15 protein-coding genes and 5 pseudogenes are annotated in these 23,147 nt (G+C 42.7%); 14 read left to right on the forward strand and 6 right to left on the reverse strand.

The genetic code is table 11. The features are described 5' to 3' along the window. Positions 1-52: 52 nt before the first annotated feature. From ACOBWA_RS03165 to ACOBWA_RS03200, 8 genes and pseudogenes are all read left to right on the forward strand, one after another. Positions 53-727 carry a 3-oxoacid CoA-transferase subunit A gene (locus ACOBWA_RS03165; protein WP_102090527.1) on the forward strand — a complete coding sequence of 225 codons (675 nt, stop codon included), beginning with the start codon at positions 53-55 and terminating at the stop codon, positions 725-727. Next, positions 724-1,369 (forward strand): annotated as a pseudogene (locus ACOBWA_RS03170) (3-oxoacid CoA-transferase subunit B). Before ACOBWA_RS03165 ends, ACOBWA_RS03170 begins: the two are co-directional and overlap by 4 nt. Before the next feature lie 166 nt (positions 1,370-1,535). After that, positions 1,536-2,063, forward strand: a complete 528-nt coding sequence (locus ACOBWA_RS03175) for a TRAP transporter small permease (protein ID WP_420230204.1) — start codon at positions 1,536-1,538, stop codon at positions 2,061-2,063. Further along, positions 2,060-3,349, forward strand: a complete 1,290-nt coding sequence (locus ACOBWA_RS03180; RefSeq protein ID WP_420230205.1) for a TRAP transporter large permease — start codon at positions 2,060-2,062, stop codon at positions 3,347-3,349. The genes ACOBWA_RS03175 and ACOBWA_RS03180 overlap by 4 nt, the downstream gene beginning before the upstream one ends. 592 nt (positions 3,350-3,941) lie before the next feature. After that, positions 3,942-4,771 (forward strand): annotated as a pseudogene (locus tag ACOBWA_RS03185) (p-hydroxycinnamoyl CoA hydratase/lyase). Positions 4,772-4,931: 160 nt separating this feature from the next. After that, positions 4,932-6,380: pseudogene (locus tag ACOBWA_RS03190) on the forward strand (aldehyde dehydrogenase). Positions 6,381-6,438: 58 nt separating this feature from the next. Next, positions 6,439-8,334 carry a feruloyl-CoA synthase gene (locus ACOBWA_RS03195; RefSeq protein WP_102092392.1) on the forward strand — a complete coding sequence of 632 codons (1,896 nt, stop codon included), beginning with the start codon at positions 6,439-6,441 and terminating at the stop codon, positions 8,332-8,334. A gap of 99 nt (positions 8,335-8,433) precedes the next feature. After that, positions 8,434-8,889 (forward strand): MarR family winged helix-turn-helix transcriptional regulator, encoded by a 456-nt coding sequence (locus ACOBWA_RS03200; protein ID WP_102092393.1) that lies wholly within the window; start codon positions 8,434-8,436, stop codon positions 8,887-8,889. Between the two features lie 200 nt (positions 8,890-9,089). On the opposite strand, the gene ACOBWA_RS03205 is transcribed toward ACOBWA_RS03200, so the two are convergent. Next, positions 9,090-10,139, reverse strand: a complete 1,050-nt coding sequence (locus tag ACOBWA_RS03205; RefSeq protein ID WP_102092394.1) for a hypothetical protein — start codon at positions 10,137-10,139, stop codon at positions 9,090-9,092. A 688-nt stretch (positions 10,140-10,827) separates the two neighbouring features. On the opposite strand from ACOBWA_RS03205, the gene ACOBWA_RS03210 reads away from it, so the two are divergent. The 6 genes and pseudogenes from ACOBWA_RS03210 (at position 10,828) to ACOBWA_RS03235 (ending at position 20,134) form a co-directional block, all read left to right on the forward strand. After that, the gene (locus tag ACOBWA_RS03210) at positions 10,828-11,856 is read left to right on the forward strand and encodes a TRAP transporter substrate-binding protein (protein ID WP_228707158.1); all 1,029 of its coding nucleotides are present in this window, start codon (positions 10,828-10,830) and stop codon (positions 11,854-11,856) included. A 63-nt stretch (positions 11,857-11,919) separates the two neighbouring features. Further along, positions 11,920-13,720: pseudogene (locus tag ACOBWA_RS03215) on the forward strand (acyl-CoA dehydrogenase C-terminal domain-containing protein). 831 nt (positions 13,721-14,551) lie between these two features. Further along, on the forward strand, positions 14,552-16,876 hold the full coding sequence (locus ACOBWA_RS03220) for a hypothetical protein (RefSeq protein ID WP_420230206.1): 2,325 nt from the start codon (positions 14,552-14,554) through the stop codon (positions 16,874-16,876). After that, entirely contained in the window at positions 16,869-17,615 is a 747-nt protein-coding gene (locus ACOBWA_RS03225; protein WP_420230207.1) for a hypothetical protein, read from the forward strand. The genes ACOBWA_RS03220 and ACOBWA_RS03225 overlap by 8 nt, the downstream gene beginning before the upstream one ends. Before the next feature lie 247 nt (positions 17,616-17,862). Next, positions 17,863-18,396, forward strand: a complete 534-nt coding sequence (locus ACOBWA_RS03230) for a hypothetical protein (RefSeq protein ID WP_420230208.1) — start codon at positions 17,863-17,865, stop codon at positions 18,394-18,396. 154 nt (positions 18,397-18,550) lie between these two features. After that, positions 18,551-20,134, forward strand: a complete 1,584-nt coding sequence (locus tag ACOBWA_RS03235) for a tyrosine-type recombinase/integrase (RefSeq protein ID WP_420230209.1) — start codon at positions 18,551-18,553, stop codon at positions 20,132-20,134. A gap of 230 nt (positions 20,135-20,364) precedes the next feature. Here the strand turns inward: ACOBWA_RS03235 and ACOBWA_RS03240 are convergent, their stop codons facing one another. From ACOBWA_RS03240 to ACOBWA_RS03260, 5 genes and pseudogenes are all read right to left on the reverse strand, one after another. Then, positions 20,365-20,850 (reverse strand): aminotransferase class V-fold PLP-dependent enzyme, encoded by a 486-nt coding sequence (locus ACOBWA_RS03240; RefSeq protein WP_102092400.1) that lies wholly within the window; start codon positions 20,848-20,850, stop codon positions 20,365-20,367. Continuing rightward, a complete protein-coding gene (locus ACOBWA_RS03245) occupies positions 20,851-21,264 on the reverse strand; it encodes a DDE-type integrase/transposase/recombinase (RefSeq protein WP_238052297.1) in 414 nt (137 codons plus the stop codon). It lies immediately after the preceding gene. 285 nt (positions 21,265-21,549) lie between these two features. Beyond that, the gene (locus ACOBWA_RS03250; protein WP_420230210.1) at positions 21,550-21,831 is read right to left on the reverse strand and encodes a transposase; all 282 of its coding nucleotides are present in this window, start codon (positions 21,829-21,831) and stop codon (positions 21,550-21,552) included. Positions 21,832-21,898: 67 nt separating this feature from the next. Then, positions 21,899-22,324 (reverse strand): annotated as a pseudogene (locus tag ACOBWA_RS03255) (transposase); the annotation flags it as partial. 95 nt (positions 22,325-22,419) lie between these two features. Then, positions 22,420-23,142 carry a tyrosine-type recombinase/integrase gene (locus ACOBWA_RS03260; RefSeq protein WP_420230211.1) on the reverse strand — a complete coding sequence of 241 codons (723 nt, stop codon included), beginning with the start codon at positions 23,140-23,142 and terminating at the stop codon, positions 22,420-22,422. Positions 23,143-23,147 lie beyond the last annotated feature (5 nt).

Consider the following 23,147-nt stretch of genomic DNA (forward strand, 5'->3'; position numbering starts at 1 on the left):
CGTTTCAATTATTTATATCTGGCGACTTAACTCTTTTATATAGGATGATTCAATGTTAAATAAAGTGACGGAATCTGCTATCGATGCCATGAGCCATATCAATGATGGCGCAACCATTTTGATAGGTGGCTTTGGTTTGGCAGGTCAACCAGCAGAACTGATTGACGCACTGATTGAACGCAATGCTAAGGATTTAACCATCGTTAGCAATAATGCAGGCAATGGCGAGACGGGATTGGCACTGTTACTAAAGTCAGGTTGCGTGCGCAAGATTATTTGCTCGTTTCCGCGTCAGCATGACTCGTATATCTTTGATGATCTTTACCGCGCAGGAAAAATTGAGTTAGAAGTGGTACCGCAAGGCACGCTAGCGGCGCGTATGCAAGCAGGTGGTAGTGGTCTTGGTGCCATTTATACCCCAACGGCCTACGGCACACTGCTTGCGGAAGGCAAGGAAACCCGCAAGATTGACGGCAAAAACTACGTATTGGAATATCCTATTAAAGCTGATTTTGCCTTGATTAAAGCCTTTAAAGGCGATCGCTGGGGCAATCTGACGTATCGCAAAGCTGCGCGTAATTTTGGTCCGATTATGGCGGCAGCCTCCCACCATACTATCGCTCAAGTCAGCGAAGTGGTTGAGCTCGGAGTACTCGATCCAGAACACATTATCACCCCAGGTATTTTTGTCCACGAAGTCGTCTGTATTGAAGGAGAGGCATCATGAGTGATTACACCTCACGTTCAGTCGAAGAGATTGCCAAGCGCGTTGCCCAAGATATCGAAGAGGGCATGTATGTCAATCTAGGCATCGGACAGCCAACCCGAGTCGCTGATTTTCTTCCAAAAGACAAAGACATTTTTTGCACAGTGAGAACGGTGTGCTAGGTATGGGACCAGCGCCTGAGGAAGCGGATAGAGATGGCGACTTGATCAATGCCGGTAAACAATATATCACCTTACTCAAAGGTGGTAGTTATTTTCACCATGGTGACTCGTTTGCCATGATCCGTGGAGGGCACATTGACCTATGTGTTCTTGGGGCATTTGAAGTGGCTGAAAATGGCGATATTGCCAACTGGTTTTTGGGTCGTCCAAAAGACATTCCAGCCGTTGGCGGTGCCATGGATTTGGCAGTTGGTGCTAAAAAGTGTACGTCATCATGGATCATGTTAGCAAAAATGGTGATCCTAAAATTGTCGAAAATCTAAAGCTACCTATCACTGGCGAAAAATGTGTTAATCGAATTTATACGGATCTTGCGGTGATTGATATCACTGAGCAAGGGTTGATGGTTCGTGACATGGTCGATGGACTAACCTTTGATGAGTTGCAAGCAAAAACAGGTGCCGCATTGCAACAACCATAATTTAGATAAACGCTTAGTGTTCCATCATACGTAAAGTTCTTAACCATCAAGAAGGGATTTCATGATGAAAAAAATTGTCTATAGCAGTCATGCAGACTGTTTGGCCGCTTATACATAATGAGTCGACTCATTATGTATCTGCCTTTGGTAACGCGGTAGGTGCAACATGACCCTACTAATCAAGCTCAGCGTCCTCATCTCTAGATTGTGTCAGCTTATCGGCGGTATCAGTCTTATCATTATTGTTCTCACCACCATGCTAGACGTCGTCGCCCGTTACATCTTTAAACTTACTGGCGGTGAGTTTGGCTTTACCGTCAAAGGCAGTGTAGAGGTCGTCTCCTACTTTATGCTCTTTGCACTACTGGCTGCCTTTGCCGCTTTTGTCGAACGCTCACAAATCATCGTAGATGTCTTTACCCAGAAAATGCCCCAGTCTATCAAAGGCTACATGATGGGCGTCTTTATGCTTGGCTTCTTTGCCATCGGCATCGTCTTTGCATGGGGACTCTATGAGAGCGCCATCGACGCCATGGAGTTTGGCAAAGTCACCCAAGATCTTCGTATCTCCATGATGCCAATCTACCTGATCAGTGCCTTGTTAAGTGCTTTTCTAGCCATACGCTCACTGATCGAATCCATCAACATCTTTAAAACAGGCGAGTTCTTTGACGCCGAGGAGACAGGCGCATGAGTCCAGAAATTATTGGAGCTATCGGCTTAATCGTCATGATTCTGCTTGTTGTCCTGCGAGTTCCAGTGGCGCTTGCCATGTTAGGTGTGGGATTGGTTGGTTTTGGTGCGGTCACCGCGCCTAGTGGTGCTCTGCAAATGCTAAAAGACATCCCAGTCGATGTCTTAGCAAAGTATGATTTTAGTGCCATTCCTTTATTTATTCTGATGGGCGTGTTTGCGACTCACTCGGGTATGGCAGGTAAACTCTTTGAAGCCACCCGAACCATATTTGGCGGGGTAAGGGGCAGTCTTGGTATTGCAGGCATTGGTTCATCCGGTATCTTTGCCTCTATCTCAGGCTCGTCGCTTGCCACTGCCTCTACCATGACCAAAGTCGCGCTACCGCAAATGGAGAAGTACGGCTATCAACCAGGCTTTGCCTGCGGTATCTTAGCCGCTGGCGGTACGCTTGGTATTATGATTCCGCCCAGTATCGCTCTACTGGTCTATGCGATCTTAACCCAGCAGTCAGTAGGTGATATGTTCATCGCTGGTTTCTTACCGGGTATGCTTGGCATGGTGATGTACTCAATCACCGTCATGGTGATGGTACGCTGGAAACCGCATCTGGCAAAGCGCGGTGAGAAAACGTCTTGGAAAGCCAAACTACTGTCACTGACTGGTCTGATACCGTTTAGCTTCATCTTTATTGTGATTATTGCTGGTATCTTCTTTGGGTTATTCACCCCAGCAGAAGGCGCCGCAGTAGGGGCCTTTGTCTCTTGGGCTTATGCCTTTGCTAAAGGCATGCGTCTAGATGGTCTCAAGCAGTCATTGATTGAGACGCTAGCGCTCTCTGCCGTGGTGTTCTTTATGCTACTGGGTGCAGAGGCATTGGGATACTTTATTTCAGTCTCACGCTTGTCTTATACGCTGGCGTCTTGGATTGGAGGCTTAGCGGTCAGTCCAATGATTGTGCTGATCTGTATTCTATTCATGTACTTCCTATTGGGACTGTTCATGGATGCCTTAGCGATGCTGGTAATCACGATACCTGTGGTATATCCAATCATTTTAGCGCTAGGGTTTGATCCTGTCTGGTTTGGCATTATTGCAGTATTGACGGTGGAGCTTGGTTTGATTACGCCGCCGATGGGGATGAATATCTTTGTGATTAAGGCGATGGCACCGCACATTAAGCTGAGCGATATGTTCCGCGGAGTGGCACCATTTATTGTCTCTGATGTGATTCGTTTGGTTATCTTGGTGATGTTCCCTGCCATCTCTCTTGTGCTGTTGAATTAACGCCTTATTGATAGGACTGAGTACGATGCAATGGTCTTCGCTCAGTCCCTTATCTCTATTTTTTCGCCATGCCGCCTCAATGACGGCATGGTTTTTTTGTATTTTAAGCTCATGTTGATAGTCAAAGGTTCCAGTAACTTGATTTATAACATAAGGGGAATAAATTTATGCTGACCTCACTGTAACTATTGCTGTTTGATACGTTTTTATCCTATAAATATACAGTTTATTATCAACTAGATTTATTAAAAATATTAACTGTCATAGATATTCATAAGAACTATTATAGTGTGTATTCTGACTCAATGATAATTAAATCCCTGTAAATCGCTTTTTTGGTAATAAAGTGATAAGTATTATCGCTTCATATAGATATTTATCAAAAATAAAGTATTCAAACATCAAATTCCTGTTAGAAATAGCTTTACATGTTATCAACTTTATTGATAATATTGAGTCGAGATCAGCAGCACGTTATCAGTGACTATCTAAGCTAGTCTTAGTTGCCTGCTCAAGAATTGACGTTGATTCTTTGAATAATATTTATCTATATACCATCAGGAAAGTAACAATACACATCATGGAGCACACTATGTCAGATTATAAAAACCGCTGGACAACCGTCAAAGTAGAAGTGACCGAAAATATTGCTTGGGTGACTTTCAATCGTCCAGATCAGCGCAACTGCATGAGCCCAACGCTCAACCGAGAAATGATCGACATACTAGAAACGCTAGAGCAAGACCCAGAAGCAGGGGTGGTAGTAATCACCGGCGAAGGCAGTGCATGGACCGCTGGGATGGATCTAAAGAATACTTCCGTGAGACAGATGGCCAGCCTGAGATTGTGCAAGAAAGAACGCGCAGAGACGCTTGCCGCTGGCAGTGGCAACTGCTGCGCATGTACAGCAAACCGACCATTGCTATGGTTAATGGCTGGTGTTTCGGTGGTGCTTTCTCGCCGCTGGTGGCCTGTGATCTGGCCTATTGTGCTGATGAAGCGACCTTTGGTCTGTCAGAGGTGAACTGGGGTATTCCACCGGGTAATCTAGTCAGTAAAGCGATGGCGGATACGGTGGGCCACCGCGAATCGTTGTATTACATTATGACGGGCGAACCGTTTAAAGGTAAAAAAGCGGCAGAGATGGGTCTGGTTAATAAAAGTGTCCCACTTGACGAGCTAAAGGCCGAAGTAGAGAAAGTAGCAAAAGTGCTACTCGCAAAAAACCCAGTCGTGCTGCGCTATGCAAAAAATGGCTTTAAGCGCTGTCGTGAGCTGACATGGGATCAAAATGAAGACTATCTCTACGCCAAGATTGATCAGTGCGCTATGCGTGATCCAGAAAATGGACGCGCTGAAGGTATGCGTCAGTTCCTTGACGAAAAAAGCATTAAGCCTGGGCTACAAACGTACAAGCGGTAAGCGTCTTGCAGTTATAGACTTGTGAAATAACCGATTAAAAATACAATAGTTTTTTTGCTGTAAAGCCCTTCTATAACAGGGCTTTCAGTATTTTATTAAATAAAAAATGAAAGATAAAATCTAAATAGCGTCTACTTCTATCTGGAAAAGGAACTCCAATATGTATCACGTCCAAATGATTATTAATGGTAAATCATGCCCCGCAACCGACAACAGTACCTTTGACCATATTGGCTCAACTACTGGTGACGTTGTCACCAAAGCAGCTGCTGGAAAGGCTGATGATGCAAATAAAGCGATTGAGGCCGCCGCCGCCTGCTTTTCCAATGTGGTCAGCGCTACCACCGAGTGAAAAAGAATACGGTTACTAAAAGCTGCCGATTTACTTGCCTCACGGGCAGAGGAGTTTATCGATATCGGCATGACTGAAATGGGGTCAAGTGGTGCATGGTACGATTTCAATGTGCAGGTAGCTGCCAATATGCTGCGTGATGCAGCAGGAATGGTCACTCAAATTCAAGGTGATATTATTCCGAGCGATGCCGAAGGCCGTATGGCGATGGCTTGGCGTGTACCTTGCGGCGTAGTGGTAGGAATGGCGCCTTGGAACGCGCCTATCATATTGGCGACGCGGGCTCTTGCCATGCCGTTGGCTTGTGGAAATACAGTAGTGCTTAAAGCCTCTGAAAACTGTCCTGCTACCCATGAGCTATTGATCCAAACGCTAAATGAGGCAGGTTTGGGTGAAGGGGTTGTTAATTTGGTGACGCATAGTAGCGAAGATGCACCAAGCGTTGTGACGGCTCTGATCGCCCACCCAGCCGTCAAGCGTATCAACTTCACAGGTTCAACGCATGTCGGAAAAATCATTGCCAAACAATGTGCCGAGTATCTAAAACCAGTCATCCTAGAGTTGGGAGGAAAAGCGCCCGTTATTGTCTGTGAAGATGCAGATCTCGAAGAAGCCGCCAATGCTATTGCTTTTGGTGCTTTTTTTAATCAAGGTCAAATCTGTATGAGTACAGAGCGTGTTTTGGTCAATGAGAAAGTTGCGGACAAACTGATTGAGTATCTTAAATTAAAGATTGATGGTTTTGTTACTGGTTTGCCAACAGACCAAGTACATATTGCCCATGTGATAAGTCAGCAAGCCGCTGATCGTATCAAGGCTCTGGTAAAAGACGCAGAAGATAAAGGCGCTAATGCCATTACTGATTACACTTTTAACGGTACGGCTGTTAGCCCAATCCTGTTAGAGCATATCTCTCCAGAAATGCAGCTTTATACGGAAGAGTCTTTTGGTCCTGTCTGTACCTTAGAGCGAGTAGCAGACGATGATGAAGCAATCATGAAAGCCAATGCCTCAGAGTTTGGGCTGTCTGCTGCTATCTTTAGCAAAGATATTGGACGCGCTATGAATCTTGCCAAACGCATTGAAAGCGGCATATGTCATATCAATTCTGCCACTGTAGACGATGAAGCACCTATGCCATTCGGCGGTGTCAAATCTAGCGGCTATGGGCGTTTTGGTAGCAAAGCTTCAATCAGCGAATTTACTGAACTTCGCTGGGTTACCATGCGTAGTACGCCAAAACATTATCCGATTTGATGTAAGGAAAAACAAAGTACGAAAAGGAAGCAAATAATTAGAAATAAAGGAATATTTCATGACCCAATTTACCTATCACAGCTATCCAGAACGTGCCGTTGCTGTCGGTAGCAGCGATGCTGTCGTTCATCAAAAGTATGATTCAGAAGGCGATATTCACTACATAAACGCTACAACACCGCTGGACGATTATCCCGATTTTTTATTTGATAAATTATACGAATATGCCAAAAAATATCCCGATAGAGTACTGATTGCACGACGTGAGCTAAATGTCGCCACCAATGAGCGTGGCGATTGGGTCAAACTGACCTACAGCGATGTGTTAAAAAAGGCGCGTAGCATTGCTCAGGCATTACTTGAATATGATCTCTCAGAAGAGCGCCCATTGATGATCTTATCTGAGAACTCAATTGAGGTGTTCTTACTCATGTGCGGTGCGATGCTGGCAAATGTGCCTTATGCCTTGGTCGTACCTGCCTATTCATTGGTGGCCAAAAACCCCGATAAGTTGCAGTACGTGATCGACAAGCTCACGCCAGCTCTGTTTTATGCGGGTGATGGCAAAGGGTTTTTGCGTCAGCTCAAGGCTTGTGGTCAGATGGACAAACCGATCATCACATCGACGGGCAATATTGATGGCGAGCCGTGCCTGAATCTGAATGATTTGCTAGCAACTGAGGCGACGGATGCGGTTGAGCAAACCCATAAGCAAATGTCAGCAGACAGCATTGTCAAGTTCCTCTTTACCTCAGGCTCCACAGGCAACCCAAAAGTTGTGCCCACGACCCACCGTATGCTGTGCAGTAATCAGCAAATGCTCAAGCAAGGACTATGTCTGACAGAAGAAGATCCGCTGGTATTAGTCGATTGGCTCAGCTGGCATCATACCTTTGGTGGCAGTCACAACCTTGGCATTGCATTATATAATGGCGGGACGTTTTATATTGATGATGGTCGTCCTGTTGCCGGTAAGTTTGATGAGACCATTCGCAATCTTAAAGAAATCTCTCCCAGTAAGTACTTTAACGTACCCGTTGGGTGGTCGATGCTTGCCAATGCCTTAGAAGAAGATGAGGCACTGCGCGATAACTTTTTCAAAAAGGTCGATTTGTACTTTTTTGGCGGTGCCAGTTTATCGGCAGAGCTGTGGCAACAGCTGGGCGATATCAGCTATCAACACTGCGGCGAAAGAATCCGCATTATGTCGGGCATCGGTATGACAGAGACCTCACCGTCTTGTACCTTTACCACGGGTCTATCAAACGACACGCCAAGCTTTTTGGGCGTGCCTGCAGCAGGTGTTGAAATCAAACTGGTACCGATAAAGGACAAAATAGAGCTGCGTATCAAAGGCCCCCATGTGATGCCAGGGTATTGGCGGCATGATACTGGCACATCCAAGGCAGCAGACAGTTTTGATGACGAAGGATTTTACTGCAGCGGTGATGGCGTACTGCCTTACAACCCTAACGATCTTTCAGAGGGTTTGGTCTATGATGGCCGTATCGCTGAGGATTTTAAATTAACCACAGGAACTTTTGTCAACGTGGGCGAACTGCGTAACCGTATGGTATTAAAAGGTATGGAGCTGATCGAAGATGTGGTATTGACGGGTGAAGGAAAAAGTGAAATTGGGGCTTTTGTGTTTGTAAAAGAAAAAGTGGCACGTAAATTAACCGAGCTGCATGATACTGAACTTAAGCAGGTGCTAGAGCATGATCGATTGCAGGCATGGTTTAGCGACTTCATGAGTACCATCAATGACGGCTATGAAGCCAGCTCAAAAATAATTGCCCGTATCTATTTGATGGAAACTCCGCCCAATGTGGTTGAAGGTGAGAAAACCGACAAAGGCACTCTCAATCAACGAAAACTGCGCAATAATAGAGTGAAAGAAACGGATAAATTATACGGAGACAAAGCAGATAAATTGAGGTTTTTGGCCAAATAGCTTAACATGACACGCTAGAGTGTGCCTTCAATCTGAACGAAAGTGCCTAAATGAGGACACGCTCTAGAGTACCTAATACTGTCGAGCAAGGAAAATCCATTGAATAACATACAGTCAAGCAAGCCTACTGGCAATGCGCCAACCGTTAGCTATAGCGTTGGTAAGCTCGACAAGCTCGTTAGTCAACAGCTCAGTGAATTACTCTCAGAGTTGGATGTCAGTTTGCCCCAATTCACCATGCTATCAAACCTTCATCTGCATGGTGAAATGGCAAATGCCAAACTGGCTTCACGATCATTTATCAGTCCGCAAGCCTCTAATCAAATCATCAAAACGATGGAAGAGAAGGGGTGGATCAGTAAAAGTGACGATCCCAATCATGGACGTATTTTACTGATCGGTCTCACGCTAGATGGGCAAGCAGTGTACGAGCGATGTAAGGCAAAAGCGATGGGTTTTGAAAATAAGATGCTCGCGGGGCTGCCTGCTGAGAATGTTATGATGCTAAAAGCCACCATACAGAGATTGATTGCGAACTTAAAACAAGACGCCTAGAGCGTGTCCCTAATTCAAACGTTTATCACCATTTTTAAATAGGGATACCTCTCAAAACAAACTCAAAAGTATAAGCAAACCTATAAATAAAACCGATACGTTTATGACAACGTATCGGTTTTATTTTGGGCTAATAACTATGTGGCTAATAACTATGTGGCTATGCGGTTTAGCAGCGTGTGGTTTAAAAGAATGACCGCTTAGAATTTATATTTGGCCATCACCTCGACTTCTTGACCTTTTAAGCGCCATGGTAGGGTGGTATCGCTGCGATCGCGCCATTCAATACCAACATCAAGATCCGGTAAGTAGGTATAAATAAGGTTGGCACTTTTTATATCGATTGAGTTGTCCGCCTCATCATCCACATTGACCTCACCATAGCGCATGTTACCGCGCAATTTTGGCGTAAAAGTATGGCTATAGCCGACGCTAAATCCCGTTTGCGAGACCAGCTTACCATTCTCGGCATCACAGTTGACACTGACTGGGGTGAGCGCCCCTGTCGTACACACGCCTGAGTATACTCCCATACCTTTGCCAGTATAGACACTACCATGTAGCGCCCCATTGCCTATCTTGTACTTACCTGCTAATGACGCACCAATACCGATGTCTGAATCCGACTCATCTTCAATACTCGTACCCGCTTCACGGCCAGTCACGGCGGCAGTGTAGCCAAAATCAGCAATATTGTCGCTATAGCTGACCACCATATCGGGTAAGTTGGCATCGTCATAGATAGGATCTTGCGCGGTCACTCGTAGTCCGTCATTCACATAATGAAATGTCAGGTCTGGACGAACATAAAGCCCACTACCCGCGATGGTACCAAAGCCTGTGCCATAGAAATCAAGCTGTTCTGTGAGGCGCGGGGCAACAGCAAAAAACTGACCGCTCCAGGTCTTACCTACCGTAAATTTGTCATATTGCATAAAAGCATGGCGTAGCCTTAATTCAGGCGTACCGCTATCATAGCCTGTAAAATCGCCATAAAAATCGCCTTCAATAAAGCCGGTCAGTTTTTTGTCATCCACGAGTGTAGTGGCTTTGAGATTGATCCTTGATTCTCTGATATTGCCTTCAAAATCAGAATCTTTGTCATCAGGCGAAATAAACATCCCTTCGGCTTTAACATAACCGCCGATGCTTAGCGTGGTATCACCTGTCGTGACAACATCTATTGCTTGTACGTGGTTACATAGGGATAAGGTGGATACCGCAAACAATACCGTTTTTAGATTACGCATATACTTCACACTCCGTGTTTATTTTAAAACCAAAGTCACGCGTGCCAAAAATCACGCGCGCTATTCGCTACTGCTTAGTGCTTATAGCGACTTTAGCCTATAAAAAATAGTGCAGATCATGTCATCTGGCACTAACCAATTCCTTTTGTTTTCTGCCTTTATGCGCTAACCACAGCTCTTCAACGCTCGCTCATATGACATCACGACAGGAAACAAAACCTTATTGTTCGCCGTATGATGATAGCGGTGTATGACACGTACTACTGAGCGCGTAGTAAACCTCCTTATGACTGATAAGAACAATGCAGCTGTTTACCAGTTATTAAGTTTGTGTTAACTCGTATTACAATATAGCAACTTATCTGAATAATTGTCAAGCTTCTTTATAAAATTGTTTGACATATTTATACGTTAAACCGTATTATGTACCAATAATAAAGGATTTATAAGTTTTTAGATTAATTATTAAAATTATATTATAAAGAAGGTTTATAATATTATGAGTGGTTACGTAGTAATTAAGGCTCAAATGAGAGGGTAGATTTGGGTTATCCGCTTTGTAATACAAGAAACAAATATGATGTCGCCCTCACTCTATTAATCAAAGGATTTGATCATGTCTAGCGATAACGCGCATTTCAGAAATACTCGTACTAAGGCTACTCTCAATTTACGCCACGGCCTTTCTATGTTGGCATTATCACTGGTATTACCACTGAGTCTGACGGCGTGCAGCAGTGGCTCAGAAGCCAAAAATGGCGGCGCGGATGAGGTGGTAGTCTTGCGTATGTCACATTTCATGCCTGCACCATCGGCCATGAATGCGGAGATATTTGAACCTTGGGCCAAAAAAATCGAAGAAGAATCCAATGGTCGTATCAAAATCGAGAATTTTCCTGGATCTACACTCACCAAACCCTCTGATACGTATGAGGCTGTGGTAAACGGTAGGGTAGATATCGGCATACAGTTGCAGGGTTACACTAGTGGCCGCTTTCCATTGTCACAAATCGCTGAATTACCAGGTCTATCAAACTCAGGGTCTCAGATGAGCTGTCTGATGCAGACGTTGTATGACAACGGGACTATCGCAAGCGAGTATGAAGATTCTCATGTCATATCGCTTTACGGTCTTGGACCTGGCGTACTTCATAGCACTAAATTGATTGCCAAACCTGACGACATGAAAGGCCTACGTATACGCCGCCCCTCTGCCGTGGCTGGTGACATCATAGAAAGTATGGGCGCCGCGCCAGTCGGGTTACCTGCGACCGATATCTATACCTCTTTACAGCGTGGGGTCATCGATGGGTTGAGCTTGCCTTGGGATGGCGTACCCATATTTCGTGTGAATGAGCTGGTCGACAATCACACCAATATTCCGCTTTATTCCTCTAGCGTGGTCATCAATATGAATAAAGACAAGTACGATTCACTATCACCTGACTTGCAAAAAGTTATTGATGATAACTCTGGCATGGTATTTGCGAAAAAAGTGGGGGACATGCTGACTGAAGACGATAGGGAAGCTCTGCAAGCTGCCAAAGATGCGGGTAATACTATTGTTGATATTCCTGATCCACTCAATGACCCAGCATGGTCAGGTCTTTTAAAGCAAGGCACGCAAAAATACCTCAATTCTGTAAATCAAAATGGGGTCGATGCCGATGCAGTATATGAGAAGGTAAAAGCGGCTAGTGAAGCCTGTAAGGTGTAAAAATGCTTGAGTAGATCATTACGCCCCATTATTTGATGTTAGGTTTTATCAGAAGGAATATTTATGCATATCTATAATGCCCCGCTACAAGACATACGTTTTTTATTGACGGATGTTTTTGATGCCCCATCATTTTGGCAGGTCAACAAAAGCCTGAACCATATTGAGATGGATACTGTGGATATCGTGCTTGAAGCATTGTCCAAGTTCACCAAAAATGTATTGCTGCCTTTGAATCGCAGCGGCGATGAAGAAGGGGTTAGTTTTTCGTATGATGAAGAAGGCTATGGCGCAGTCAGTACGCCGACGGGTTTTAAACAGGCTTATGATCAGTATAAAGAGGCCGGCTGGGTTGGCCTAGGGGCAACGCCAGAGTATGGCGGGCAAGGGTTTCCTAAAATGGTATCGATGTTTCAAGAAGAGATGATGTTTAGTACTAATCAAGCGTTCGCGCTTTACCCCAACCTTGCGTTGGGTGCAGGCCTGTGCTTACTGAAGTCAGCTTCCGAGGTACAAAAAGACATGTATCTGGAGAAAATATACGCTGGCGAATGGGCAGGCACGATGTGTTTAACGGAAGCACATGCGGGGACCGATTTGGGACTGATCAAAACCAAAGCGGTTCCTAATGAAGATGGCAGCTACGACATCACTGGCAGCAAGATTTTTGTGACCGGTGGTGATCATGACTTGACAGAAAACATCATTCATTTGGTATTGGCAAAAACACCCAATGCCCCTGCAGGCTCGAAGGGTATTTCTTTATTTATTGTACCCAAATATTTGCTTGAAGAAGATGGTTGTGGTGACTATCAAATTGGGGCACGAAACGCCGCTTCGGTTGGTGCTGTCGAGCATAAAATGGGCGTCAAAGGCTCAGCAACGTGCGTGCTCAATTTTGATCAGGCCAAAGGCTGGATGGTCGGTGAAGAATATACAGGACTTGCCTCTATGTTTCTGGTGATGAACTACGAGCGTCTAGCTATCGGTATGCAAGGCATTGCCGTCACAGAATTGGCGTATCAAAATGCAGCGGCCTACGCCAACGATCGACTGCAGTCACGTAGTGATTCAGGGATAAAAACCCTGATAAATCAGCAGACGCCTTGATCCATCACGCCGATATACGCCGCATGCTGCTCAATGCTAAATCTCATGCTGAAGTGTCGCGCTGCTTTGCGATGTATGTTGCCAAACAATTGGACATTGCAAAATACAGTCATGATAAGCAACTGATCGACACGGCCAATGCGCGTGTTGCATTATTGACCCCGATTACCAAAGCCTTTTTAAGTGATAAAGGATTTGAGGCAACGGTTGACTGCCAGCAAGTATTTGGCGGGCATGGTTATATCTGTGATTGGGGGATGGAGCAAATCGTACGCGATGCGCGCATTGCTCAAATTTACGAAGGGGCAAACGGTATTCAGGGGTTAGACTTACTGGGGCGCAAAGTTGCCAAAGATGGTGGTGCCATGCTGTTTGATTTTTAACTGAAATACGCCGTTTTATTGCCAATATGTCAGGGGAACATGGCATAAAGCAAGCCACACTGACGGCGGCTGATGACCTTGAGCGCATGACCAATACATTATTAGGTAATATGGATGAGCGGAGCGATGATGTGAATGGCTGTGCGGTCAATTATCTACACGCCACTGGGTATCTGTGTTTTGCCTATATGTATGCCATGATGGTGGCGTCCAGCCAGTATAAGAAAGAGGTATTTTATGCCAATAAGCTTAAATTGGCAGACTATTTTATCGACCATGTTTTACCGCGAATGCAAACGCATATAGAGATGGCTCAATCAGGTAGCCAATCTATGATGGCGTTTGATCTAGAATATTTTAGTCATGCATAAATAAAATATTAGGGCGTGTCCCTAATCTGAAAAAGCAAACTTAAAGTATTCAAACCCCGAGTTTAACCTTCGCACCTAACAAAAACATAAAATGTAATAACCTCTTAAAGCTATATTTTTTATAGTATTAAGGGGTTTTTTGTGTCTTAAATTATATTAACTATTTAATAATATTGATTATTTTACGATATTAAGCACCACAACACTAAAGCGTTTGACACCTAAGTGATTATTGGCTAACATGAATTATATTCACTATTATTATAAATATAATGAAAAATAATAAACTTAAGGTTGGGCAAAAACTTGCTAATCCTAGTAAGGATGATTTGTATGTACATCCGTATGCTAGATCCGCTTTATGTGTTTGGCAGAGATTGAGACCTAAAACGACTTATATCAATATGAAGTTTTTGGATAATTTCTACCGTCCACCACTGCGCTTGGTTGATGGAGGGGCAGTGCTTTTTATTTCTTTAATGATTTCCAAAGAGTCGATCAGGTCTTAAGGCTTGAGAATAATAGTGATTACCCATGTTTAATAATCCCTGAAAGTATTAAAGATCTTCAAAATCTCGCATGGATGGAAGTTATAGACTTGATATTCCTGAAAGATATTCACCATCCTGATTTGTTTGAAGCGCTTAAAAGTATTGCACCTCAAAGTGTTATATTTCAGCTAATGGGAATTAGACATCTGACTGTAAAGGAATATTGCCATTTTGCAGGTATTAGCCAGAGTAGTTATGAATATCGCCAATGTAAGTTTGCGATAGAAGAGCGAGTTCTAGGTATACCCCAAAGTATGAGCTGGTTGGGTGGTGCGCCCTAATGAATATCAAGCAGTTTGATAACAGTGAATTACAGAGGGTTTTAGATCATCTAGTGCCACTAGATTCACCGTATTGTATAAAAGTACAAAACCTGATTATTAATATTTTTTATATTAATCCAGGCTTTTGCCTACATATTGGTGAGCAGGCCAACATAGATATGCCAGTATTTGCATTATCTGAATGTGAAGCTATTGTCGCTATGGTAATCAAAGAGAAAAAGATTGAAGATTGGGCAGTCACTTATATGCTGATCTTGTTTTACCAGAGGTATGGCCAAGTACCTCCTGGTAATGAAGCATGGCAGTTTATGAGTGCATATCTGCAAATAATCATTATGATTGCTATACGTAAGGATGAGCACTCTGCCAAAGTTAATCAGCTAAGTGTGCGTCTAAGGATGGGCTTAAAAGATAATAATCCACAATCTGAGATTGTTAAAAAACTGATTAACATCCATGCTCAACATGTTTCACTGACGAAGGCGCTAGCGCTGTTACGTCAATATGAAGCACAGATAAGGAATGATGAAGAGTCAGGCAAAGTGGTTAATCAAAAGTTGGCTGGAAAAATTGGTCAAATAAGACTTGCCTATGAAGTGGTTGCAGAGAACAAAGCGTTTGTAGGTAAAACCTATACCAACTCACAAAACAATGAGCTTAGTAAAGCACATTCTAATAAGCGATACCTTGATAGTACTGATGAACCATTAAGAGCAACATTATTTGGCAGACCCCATAAAAATGATAACGTGGCGGACGCTGAAAATATTACTGATGATGACCCGCCTGCGCTTTTAGATAATGATTTTAAACCTTCTAGGACAACCGCTAAATCTTCAGAGTTGCAGCAATGGAAGCTAAAAAACAATTATCGACATGCCCGCTGTAATCAGTTTCATTTTCCTACCAATCTACGTCAACTAAGTCTACTGAGCTATCAGATGCTATTTGCTCGGGTGTGGCAGCTTTTTATTATTGTCAGTTATAGGCAGCGTCAGGTTTATGCCGTTATATTGCTATCAATTCTAAGTGGTCGGAAGATCCAAGACGTGATTTATGAGCTAGAGCTGGATAAAAGTCAGCGCAAGTGGTTGGGTTATGAGAGCGGTTTGGCTGCTGATAGTTATGCTATGAGTAACACTATTAATGTAACTTCGAATCGTAGAAGTCACTTATTGCCGCATCGTCAGAGTCATGATAATGAATTTAAATTACCTCTGCCAGCTAGACTGCAAGCAGTTATTGAAAATAGATTTTTGATAGATAGCAATGAGGTCTCTGAAGTGCTGGCAAGTTTAAAAATGCAACTGGACTTACCAGCATTATCGAATCAGCATATTGATGCTTGTTTATATACAGTCATAAAGAATGAGCTCCACGAGCCATTACATGCGGACATGATTACTGGGGTTGATGTTAAACACAGCTCGCCTTTGTATTACACCAGTATTGAAACGAGAAGCTTAGAGAAGACCTACTACAGCGCTATACAGCTATTGACCGAATACTGTACTGCGGACAGCCAAGGTGAGCTGCGACAGCTTAGTATGTCTAGCACGAAAAGTAATCGGTATAAAAAATATGTCGGTAGTGACATGACTTTAAATACTGATATCTGTCAAAAGTTTTTTGATGAGCTTGCTGAAGCAGTTGAGAGCTTTAACGGTCGATTAAAGCGGAATATCAACATACGGCAGGACCGTTATATTGAGCAGTTTAATGCTTATGGCGTCTGGCTATGGCACATCATCTTTATTCAGACTGGGATTAGACCTGTAAAGCATGCGCCTGGGCTTTTAAATCAGTTTGATTTTGGGCAGGGGCTGTTATGGGTGTCGGATAAAGAAGAGCGTCATGGACAAGGGCAGGGAAGGCTTATTCCTCTTAGTGATTTCTTAATCACAGCGATTCAGAATTATATTGAATATATCAAGCAATTTGCGGTCATGCATAATTCTATATATCCCAATGATCAATTTCCTATAAATAAAATTTCGAACTCTAGTCAGCCACTTATTCAGCTATTTAGTCAAAACCCCAAAGGGTTTACTGGTATTACGCCTAGTAAAATTCGCTACCAGATAAAATATTTTTTTAGTCATCAAGATAACTGGCTAAGACATCAATTACGCTCACTACTCACGAATAGGGCTCCTGAGCATTTGATCTGCGCCTTATATGGTCATGAACATCCGGATCAAGAGGCTATGCATCCAATGTCGTCATTATCTATTAATGAGCTAAAAGAATTATCCGCTGACTTAGATAAAGTTGCAGTTGAGCTCAACCTACGACAAGTTGAGGTGAATATATATGGATAATACCGTTGCTCATCAGTTAAGAGAAGAAAACAGAAGCAAGAGTCATGAAGCTATCAAAAATGAGGCAAAATTTTTGATAGCTTCGTATGTTAATGACAATCAGATACCCACAGGAACAGACCTAACTGAATACTATCAAACCATTGGTAGCATACTTGAGGTGCGTTTTGATACGGCACATAGCTATTACTTAGCCAGACAAAGGTTTTTAGAATACATAAGGACTTACAACAAAGCTCATGAACTGAGTTTGGATGAACCAGTTGTGCCAGTCATATCAGAGCGTGATTATTTAACAATATCTTATGATTGGATGATAAATGGTGCTCAAGTAAGCCTTGCTAGCCAGCAAATGATTGAAGTGTGGCAACGAAAAAGAAGGTTCTCAAACAATGATTTGATTGAGTCAGTGCTCTACTGTAGCGTGATGTATGGGGGATTGAATGACATAGATGTGTTAAAAGCACTGTATCAATGGCTCTTAGGCGAACGTGAGATATATCAATTGCAGCTACCAGCAACTGATGAATTACCAGATTCAGGTATCAGCAGTGAGAGTTTGGCGCTAATCTTGCTAAGTATTAATGATGATAATTACGGTTGTTCTTACACGCAAGGATATACCTCAGAGGATATGTCTGCTACAAGCTTACAGCGCTATGTAGAGTACATACCTGATGATATGACACTTTGCTTTTTATATGCGCTAAAAGATAAAAACTTAAAAAAGAAGGTGTGAAATCGTTTGAAATCATTGTTGATGATATTTGTAAGAAGCTAAAACTACAGAATAAAGATAAAAGTAAACCACATTTATCACACTTAATAAAATATGCTGACTATCATTGGCGGCAGATGAAGGGAGGCGATATAGATACTGCGCTGGCTATGGTTAGACAAGGCAAGATTAAAACGACGGGCTTAACCACAAATAAGCTTATTAGTTATAATCAAGAGGTGTTCAAATCAAACCCACAGCCGCTTACTTGGTCAGAGTTATTTATAGCAAGTTATCCAGAATCAGACAAAAAAGTACCAATAGTAGGGAGTATCCAAGCTTTAGCAAGAATCTCATTAAAGAGGTTCAAGACGCCCTTAAAGGCAGTAAAGTATCCGCTATTATACAAGTAGAGCTGTTACAGCAGGAGTTAACCCAACCCAACGCCATGCGTCTTTTAGGATGGGTAAAGGGCTTATTGAAAGATAGCAATAACAGGTTAGATACCATCAGTAAATATTTGGGATGTATTGGCCGTGATTGGCTAATGCTAACAATGGATGAGAATCTTGATGAATGGTCTGGTGAGGACTTTGAAGCTTTATATGAGGAAATCATTCAAAGTAAGATTAAGGATGGAAGAAAGCAATCTATCTTGCACAAGGATACAGACTTTAATGAAGACAACCTAGATAAAGATGATGATTTAGGTAGTCTTTTAGACGATGAGTTAAATAAAAGTATTATCAACGGCTCAACTAGTGAGCCTGTACAGAAAAAACAAAGTTTCATGTTTATATAAGCTTAAAGATACTCAAAAATTTACTTACGGCAGACTACGAGCTTTCCATGATTATCAGCGAGAGCGCTATAATGCGCCATTTGTGTATTTTCCATGGGGTAATAAACGCCAAGTGGTAAATGCGAACATGATATCACCTCGGATATATCATGCAATGAAAGAGTATCTGATCAACTCGGATTTAGACGATGAACAGAAAAACCTTTGCTTAGTAGTGTTAAGTCTTGCGTATCGAACAGGGTTGCGAATTAAAGAACTTATCGGTGTTAAAGTTCGTGATATAGCTGACATCTATATTGATGAGCATGGACAACGAATAGATCAGCCACAAATATGGTTAAGACCAAATCGCTATCGGAGATTGAAAAGTAGTAGTGCAAACCGGCTTATACCGGTTGATTGCTTACTTAAGCAAGACGAGCTGGAGCAATTTATTCAGCTATATCATCAGCAGAAAAGACTGAAGCGACGTTACTTGTTTTCTCAAGGATCAGGTGATCAGCCGTTACCCAGTGTATTTTTTAGCAATCTCATGAAGTTAATTTGGGATAGGTTGCTAGGAGAGCACGACTTCACATTTCATAGCTTTAGACATACTGCTATTAGTCAGCTGGCATTAGTACTACGTGAATCTCCATTGGCACAGGTGATGACGGATTATAATAATGACCAGTGCGAAAAAATAGTGAAAGGAATTCTTGGTTATCGCAAAGAGCAGGGCGCGTGGTTTGGGTTGGCAAGTTTTTCAGGGCATTTAACATGTGACACGACATTTGAGCATTACATTCATACTGCTCACTTGCTGGCAGGGGAACAGCTCAGCAGAGCGTGCTTGCAGCTACCTATAACTGTTTTAGAGTTAATAACAGATCTAGATTACTCTGCTATCTATAGACAAGACAAAACTGCTTATGATGCAACGACAAAGACGGTGCATCTAAATAAAATAAGACCATATTTACTTAAGAGGATAGCTTCCAATAAAGTACCATTACTCAATAATATAGATGAATCTGAAAACAATGCTAGCCAGCAACTGTTAAACGATAATTTGAATGGATTTAAAGAGTCAAATACGAATTCAATTTTTATTCACCCCAAATATGCGGACGTCATAGGTTGTTTAGAGGAGTTGCAAAAATTAAGTATCAACTCTCGAGATGAGCTGTTACCTGAGATTGCTATTAGACATGGTATAAGTCTAAATGAATCTAAATCTTTATATCAGCTTGCTAGCGAGCTGTTTGATGATGACAGATTATTACTAGGTAGGCCTAAAGGTAGTAAAAATCAAGAAGTAATAATTAGAGCATTAGATAGAGCTTATCAGATGTCTATAAAGGATCCTGAGAAGTTGAGAGTGTTTATTGAGATATTTGCACATAAACATAACTTAAATAACTCATCGATTCATTTTGGTATTAAGGAGGCCCAGCTGGAGATGCTACAGAGTTTTATGCTAGTAGGGTGTCAGCTTATTGATTCATCACATTGGCAGGTTAGGGCATATAGCGAGCAAGCTGTAAGCGATGTTAAAAAAGACTTGAGTCTGAACAGCTCAATACTTGTCGGTGCTCGTGAGAGTTTTCATGGCTATGAGGTAAGGGTAGTACAGAAAAAACGTAAACACTCTGACAAAAACTTGGCTACCACTGATCACTATTATGCATCATCGGGGGTGCTCAAGTACTTAGGATATTTGTTGATGGTGTTAGTAACTAACCTGAATTCGGGATAAGCTAGTTTTTAAGTTATTGATATTATTTGCATAATCGATATCTGAGCTTAGAAAGTCATGCTTATGACAGTTGTTTATAGGGAAGCTTGCCTTCAAAGAGTTAGCTGATCTTCAAGAGTGATAGGAAGTATCAATACTATCAGTAGCTTAATGGATCTCTTATCCCGAACTGGGGTTAACTAACTAAGAGGAGGAGCCCATCTCAGATTCTGGTAGAACCCCAACATTAATTATAAAGTCATTTTATTTACTTTATGCGCAGTACTAACAATCATATTTGCTGCTTGTGTAATTTCTGCTTCAGTAGTCATACGACCCACACAAATTCGTAATGTCGTTTCAGCTTTTTCTTTATTTATACCTATTGCTTTTAAAAGTGGAGGGTATTCCCGATTCAGCCCATCACAAGCTGAGCTAAGAGAAAAGGCAAGATGGGGTTGTAGGTTGTTCAATAACTGAACACTATCTACACCTGATATTGCAAGATACAAGTTTCCTGGATGGCGGCTCTCAGCATCTCCAATAACTTCAACATCAAGTTTCTTGCTTAAGTTTTCGAGGAGTATTTGGCGTAGCTGCTTGAGCGACTCAGCTTCTACCTCTTTATTCTCGCACATTATCTCAGCCGCTTTTTGAAAGCCGACTATTAAAGGAGTAGCCAGAGTTCCAGCTCGTAGTCCATCTTGCTGTCCGCCACCCACAATTGTAGTGGTCAACTAATTTAGGACACCTGAACGGCTCATACTTTGCGTCATGCCCTCACAACTGGCAACGGATTCAGCAAATGTCTTACTGGTGTAATGGGTTCCCTGATCGGAATGAAACAGCACGCCACTGGGTTTGAGCCTAGTGTGATACGCCATCTGTAGGGCTTTAGCGGTCAGCACGCTATCAGGGGAATCTGATACAGCAAAGCCCACCACACGCCGAGCATATAAATCTAAAACAACGGCTAGGTAGCACCAGCCACCCTTGATACGAATGTAAGTCACATCCCCCGTCCAGACTTGATTGGGCGCTGTTGGGCTAAAGTTGCGAGCTAGGATATTGTCATGCGTTTTATGCGCCTCGTCAGCGTGCTTGTATTTGTGCGTCTTCAATTGACAGCTTTTAAGCCTCATCTGCGCCATAAGTTTACCTACCATATAGCGTGATAGCGTGATAGCTTGATGTTATGTTCATTCATTATTATGGCGGCAATGCTGCGAGCGCCTGCTGAGCGCTTTGAGTCGTTAAATATTTGACGAATTAATGCCTTGTGCTTGACGGTTTCAAGACTGATGGGCTTGGGCTGCATGCCATAGTAGTAACTGCTTTTTATCACGCCAAACAGTTTGCACAGAAGACTTTTATTAACATGCTTGTCTTGCTCTGCAAGCTGACTGATTAGCGATAGCCGTTCAGGCTGTCCAAGGCTAGCAGAGCGGAAGCCTTTTTAAGATGTTACGCTCCATAGTCAGCCGCTTAACTTGTTTGCGCAATTCTTGAAGCTCGCGCTGCTCATCCGTTAAGGCGTTGCCGACTTTAGGTGCTTGGCCAGTCATTTCTTGACGGTACTGACTCAGCCATTTCTGTAGAGTGGATTTACCTATTCCTAAAGAATCGGCCACGTCAGGTATTTTACGCTTATGATCAACGACTAAGCTGATGGCTTCTAATTTGAATTCTCGGGTATATTGATTGCGTTTGGTGGTCATACTATTTTCCTTCTTTGGGTTAGTATAAACCTCTTATGCGCTGTCCAAGTTTATTATGCCACTACACAGTGACTCTTGAGACAAGAGAGCTTGATATATCAACGTCGTAGATGTCTTTGATGGTTTCAACAATTTCAGTGGTGGTTTGACCCTTGGCATAAAACATGATTATTTTATCATCAAGGCCACTAATACGGGTTTGATGCTTACGCCCTAATGCAGGCTCAAAGCTGCTATCGCGGTCTCTTGGGGTAGATATCTCAAGATCGCCTGTGTCACTGCGGACGGTCTTTTTAGTGTGCCCATTGCGCTTATTGGGTTTATCAGCTTTCTCATGCTTAGGATAGCCAAGATGATCTTCCATCTCAGCTTCGAGAGCGGTATCTATAAAGGATTGTATGAGTTGCTTTTGGAAGTCTTTGATGTCATCGAAGCTGCTCATGCTGCTGGCCATTTGCTCGGCCAGTTTTTTAATGTCAGATTGAGTAGTCATTGCTTATTCTCCTGTTGGGAGATTATAAGCTGTTACACAGTTTTTAGGAAAGGCTCAATATTTTTGTTTACTTAAACACATATGTCTCAACCATCTTACACTTTTGAACAATCTATCCTATCTTCAGTCTTGCCAGCAAACGCATCATCAATATAATTAGCCCATTGATGCATCATGTCGGTACGATAAGGCAAGTGTTGAGCTCCATTGTAGGCTTTGCTTATTTTGTTTTCTTTTTCATGTGCCAGCTGTAGCTCTATAGCTTCGTGCATAAACTCTTGTTCATGTAAGGTAGTGCTGGCAAGTCCGCGAAATCCGTGCCCTGTCATTCTGCCTTTATAGCCCATGCGCCATAGGGCAGTAATAAAAGCATTGGTACTGTATGGCTTACGCGTCGATGGATTAAAGAAGACATACTTGTCCGAAAAGCCTAGCGTCTTGATTTGCTCTAAGATCGCCATTGTTTGCGGTGTAAGCGGCACTAAATGCGGTCTATCCATTTTCATTTTATCGGCAGGTATGCGCCATAACTTGTCTTTATAGTCTATTTCGCTCCATTCCATAAAGCGTAATTCCTGCGTTCTCACAAACGTATAGCACATAAACCATAGGCCTAGCTTTACCAGTACATCACCATCATAGGCGTTAATGTCTTGTAATAGCTTTGGTAATTGCTGGCTGGTGATGCGACTATGGTGCTTTACCTTATGCGGTTTTAGTGCTTCAGTTAGGTCGTCGGCTGGGTTGAGGTTGGTTAAGCCCTCACGTATGGCTTGTTTAAAGATTTGCCCTGTTTGACGTATTGCGCGTCTTGCCATATCAC

The organism is Psychrobacter sp. ER1, from assembly GCF_048631835.1.
Classification (GTDB): domain Bacteria; phylum Pseudomonadota; class Gammaproteobacteria; order Pseudomonadales; family Moraxellaceae; genus Psychrobacter.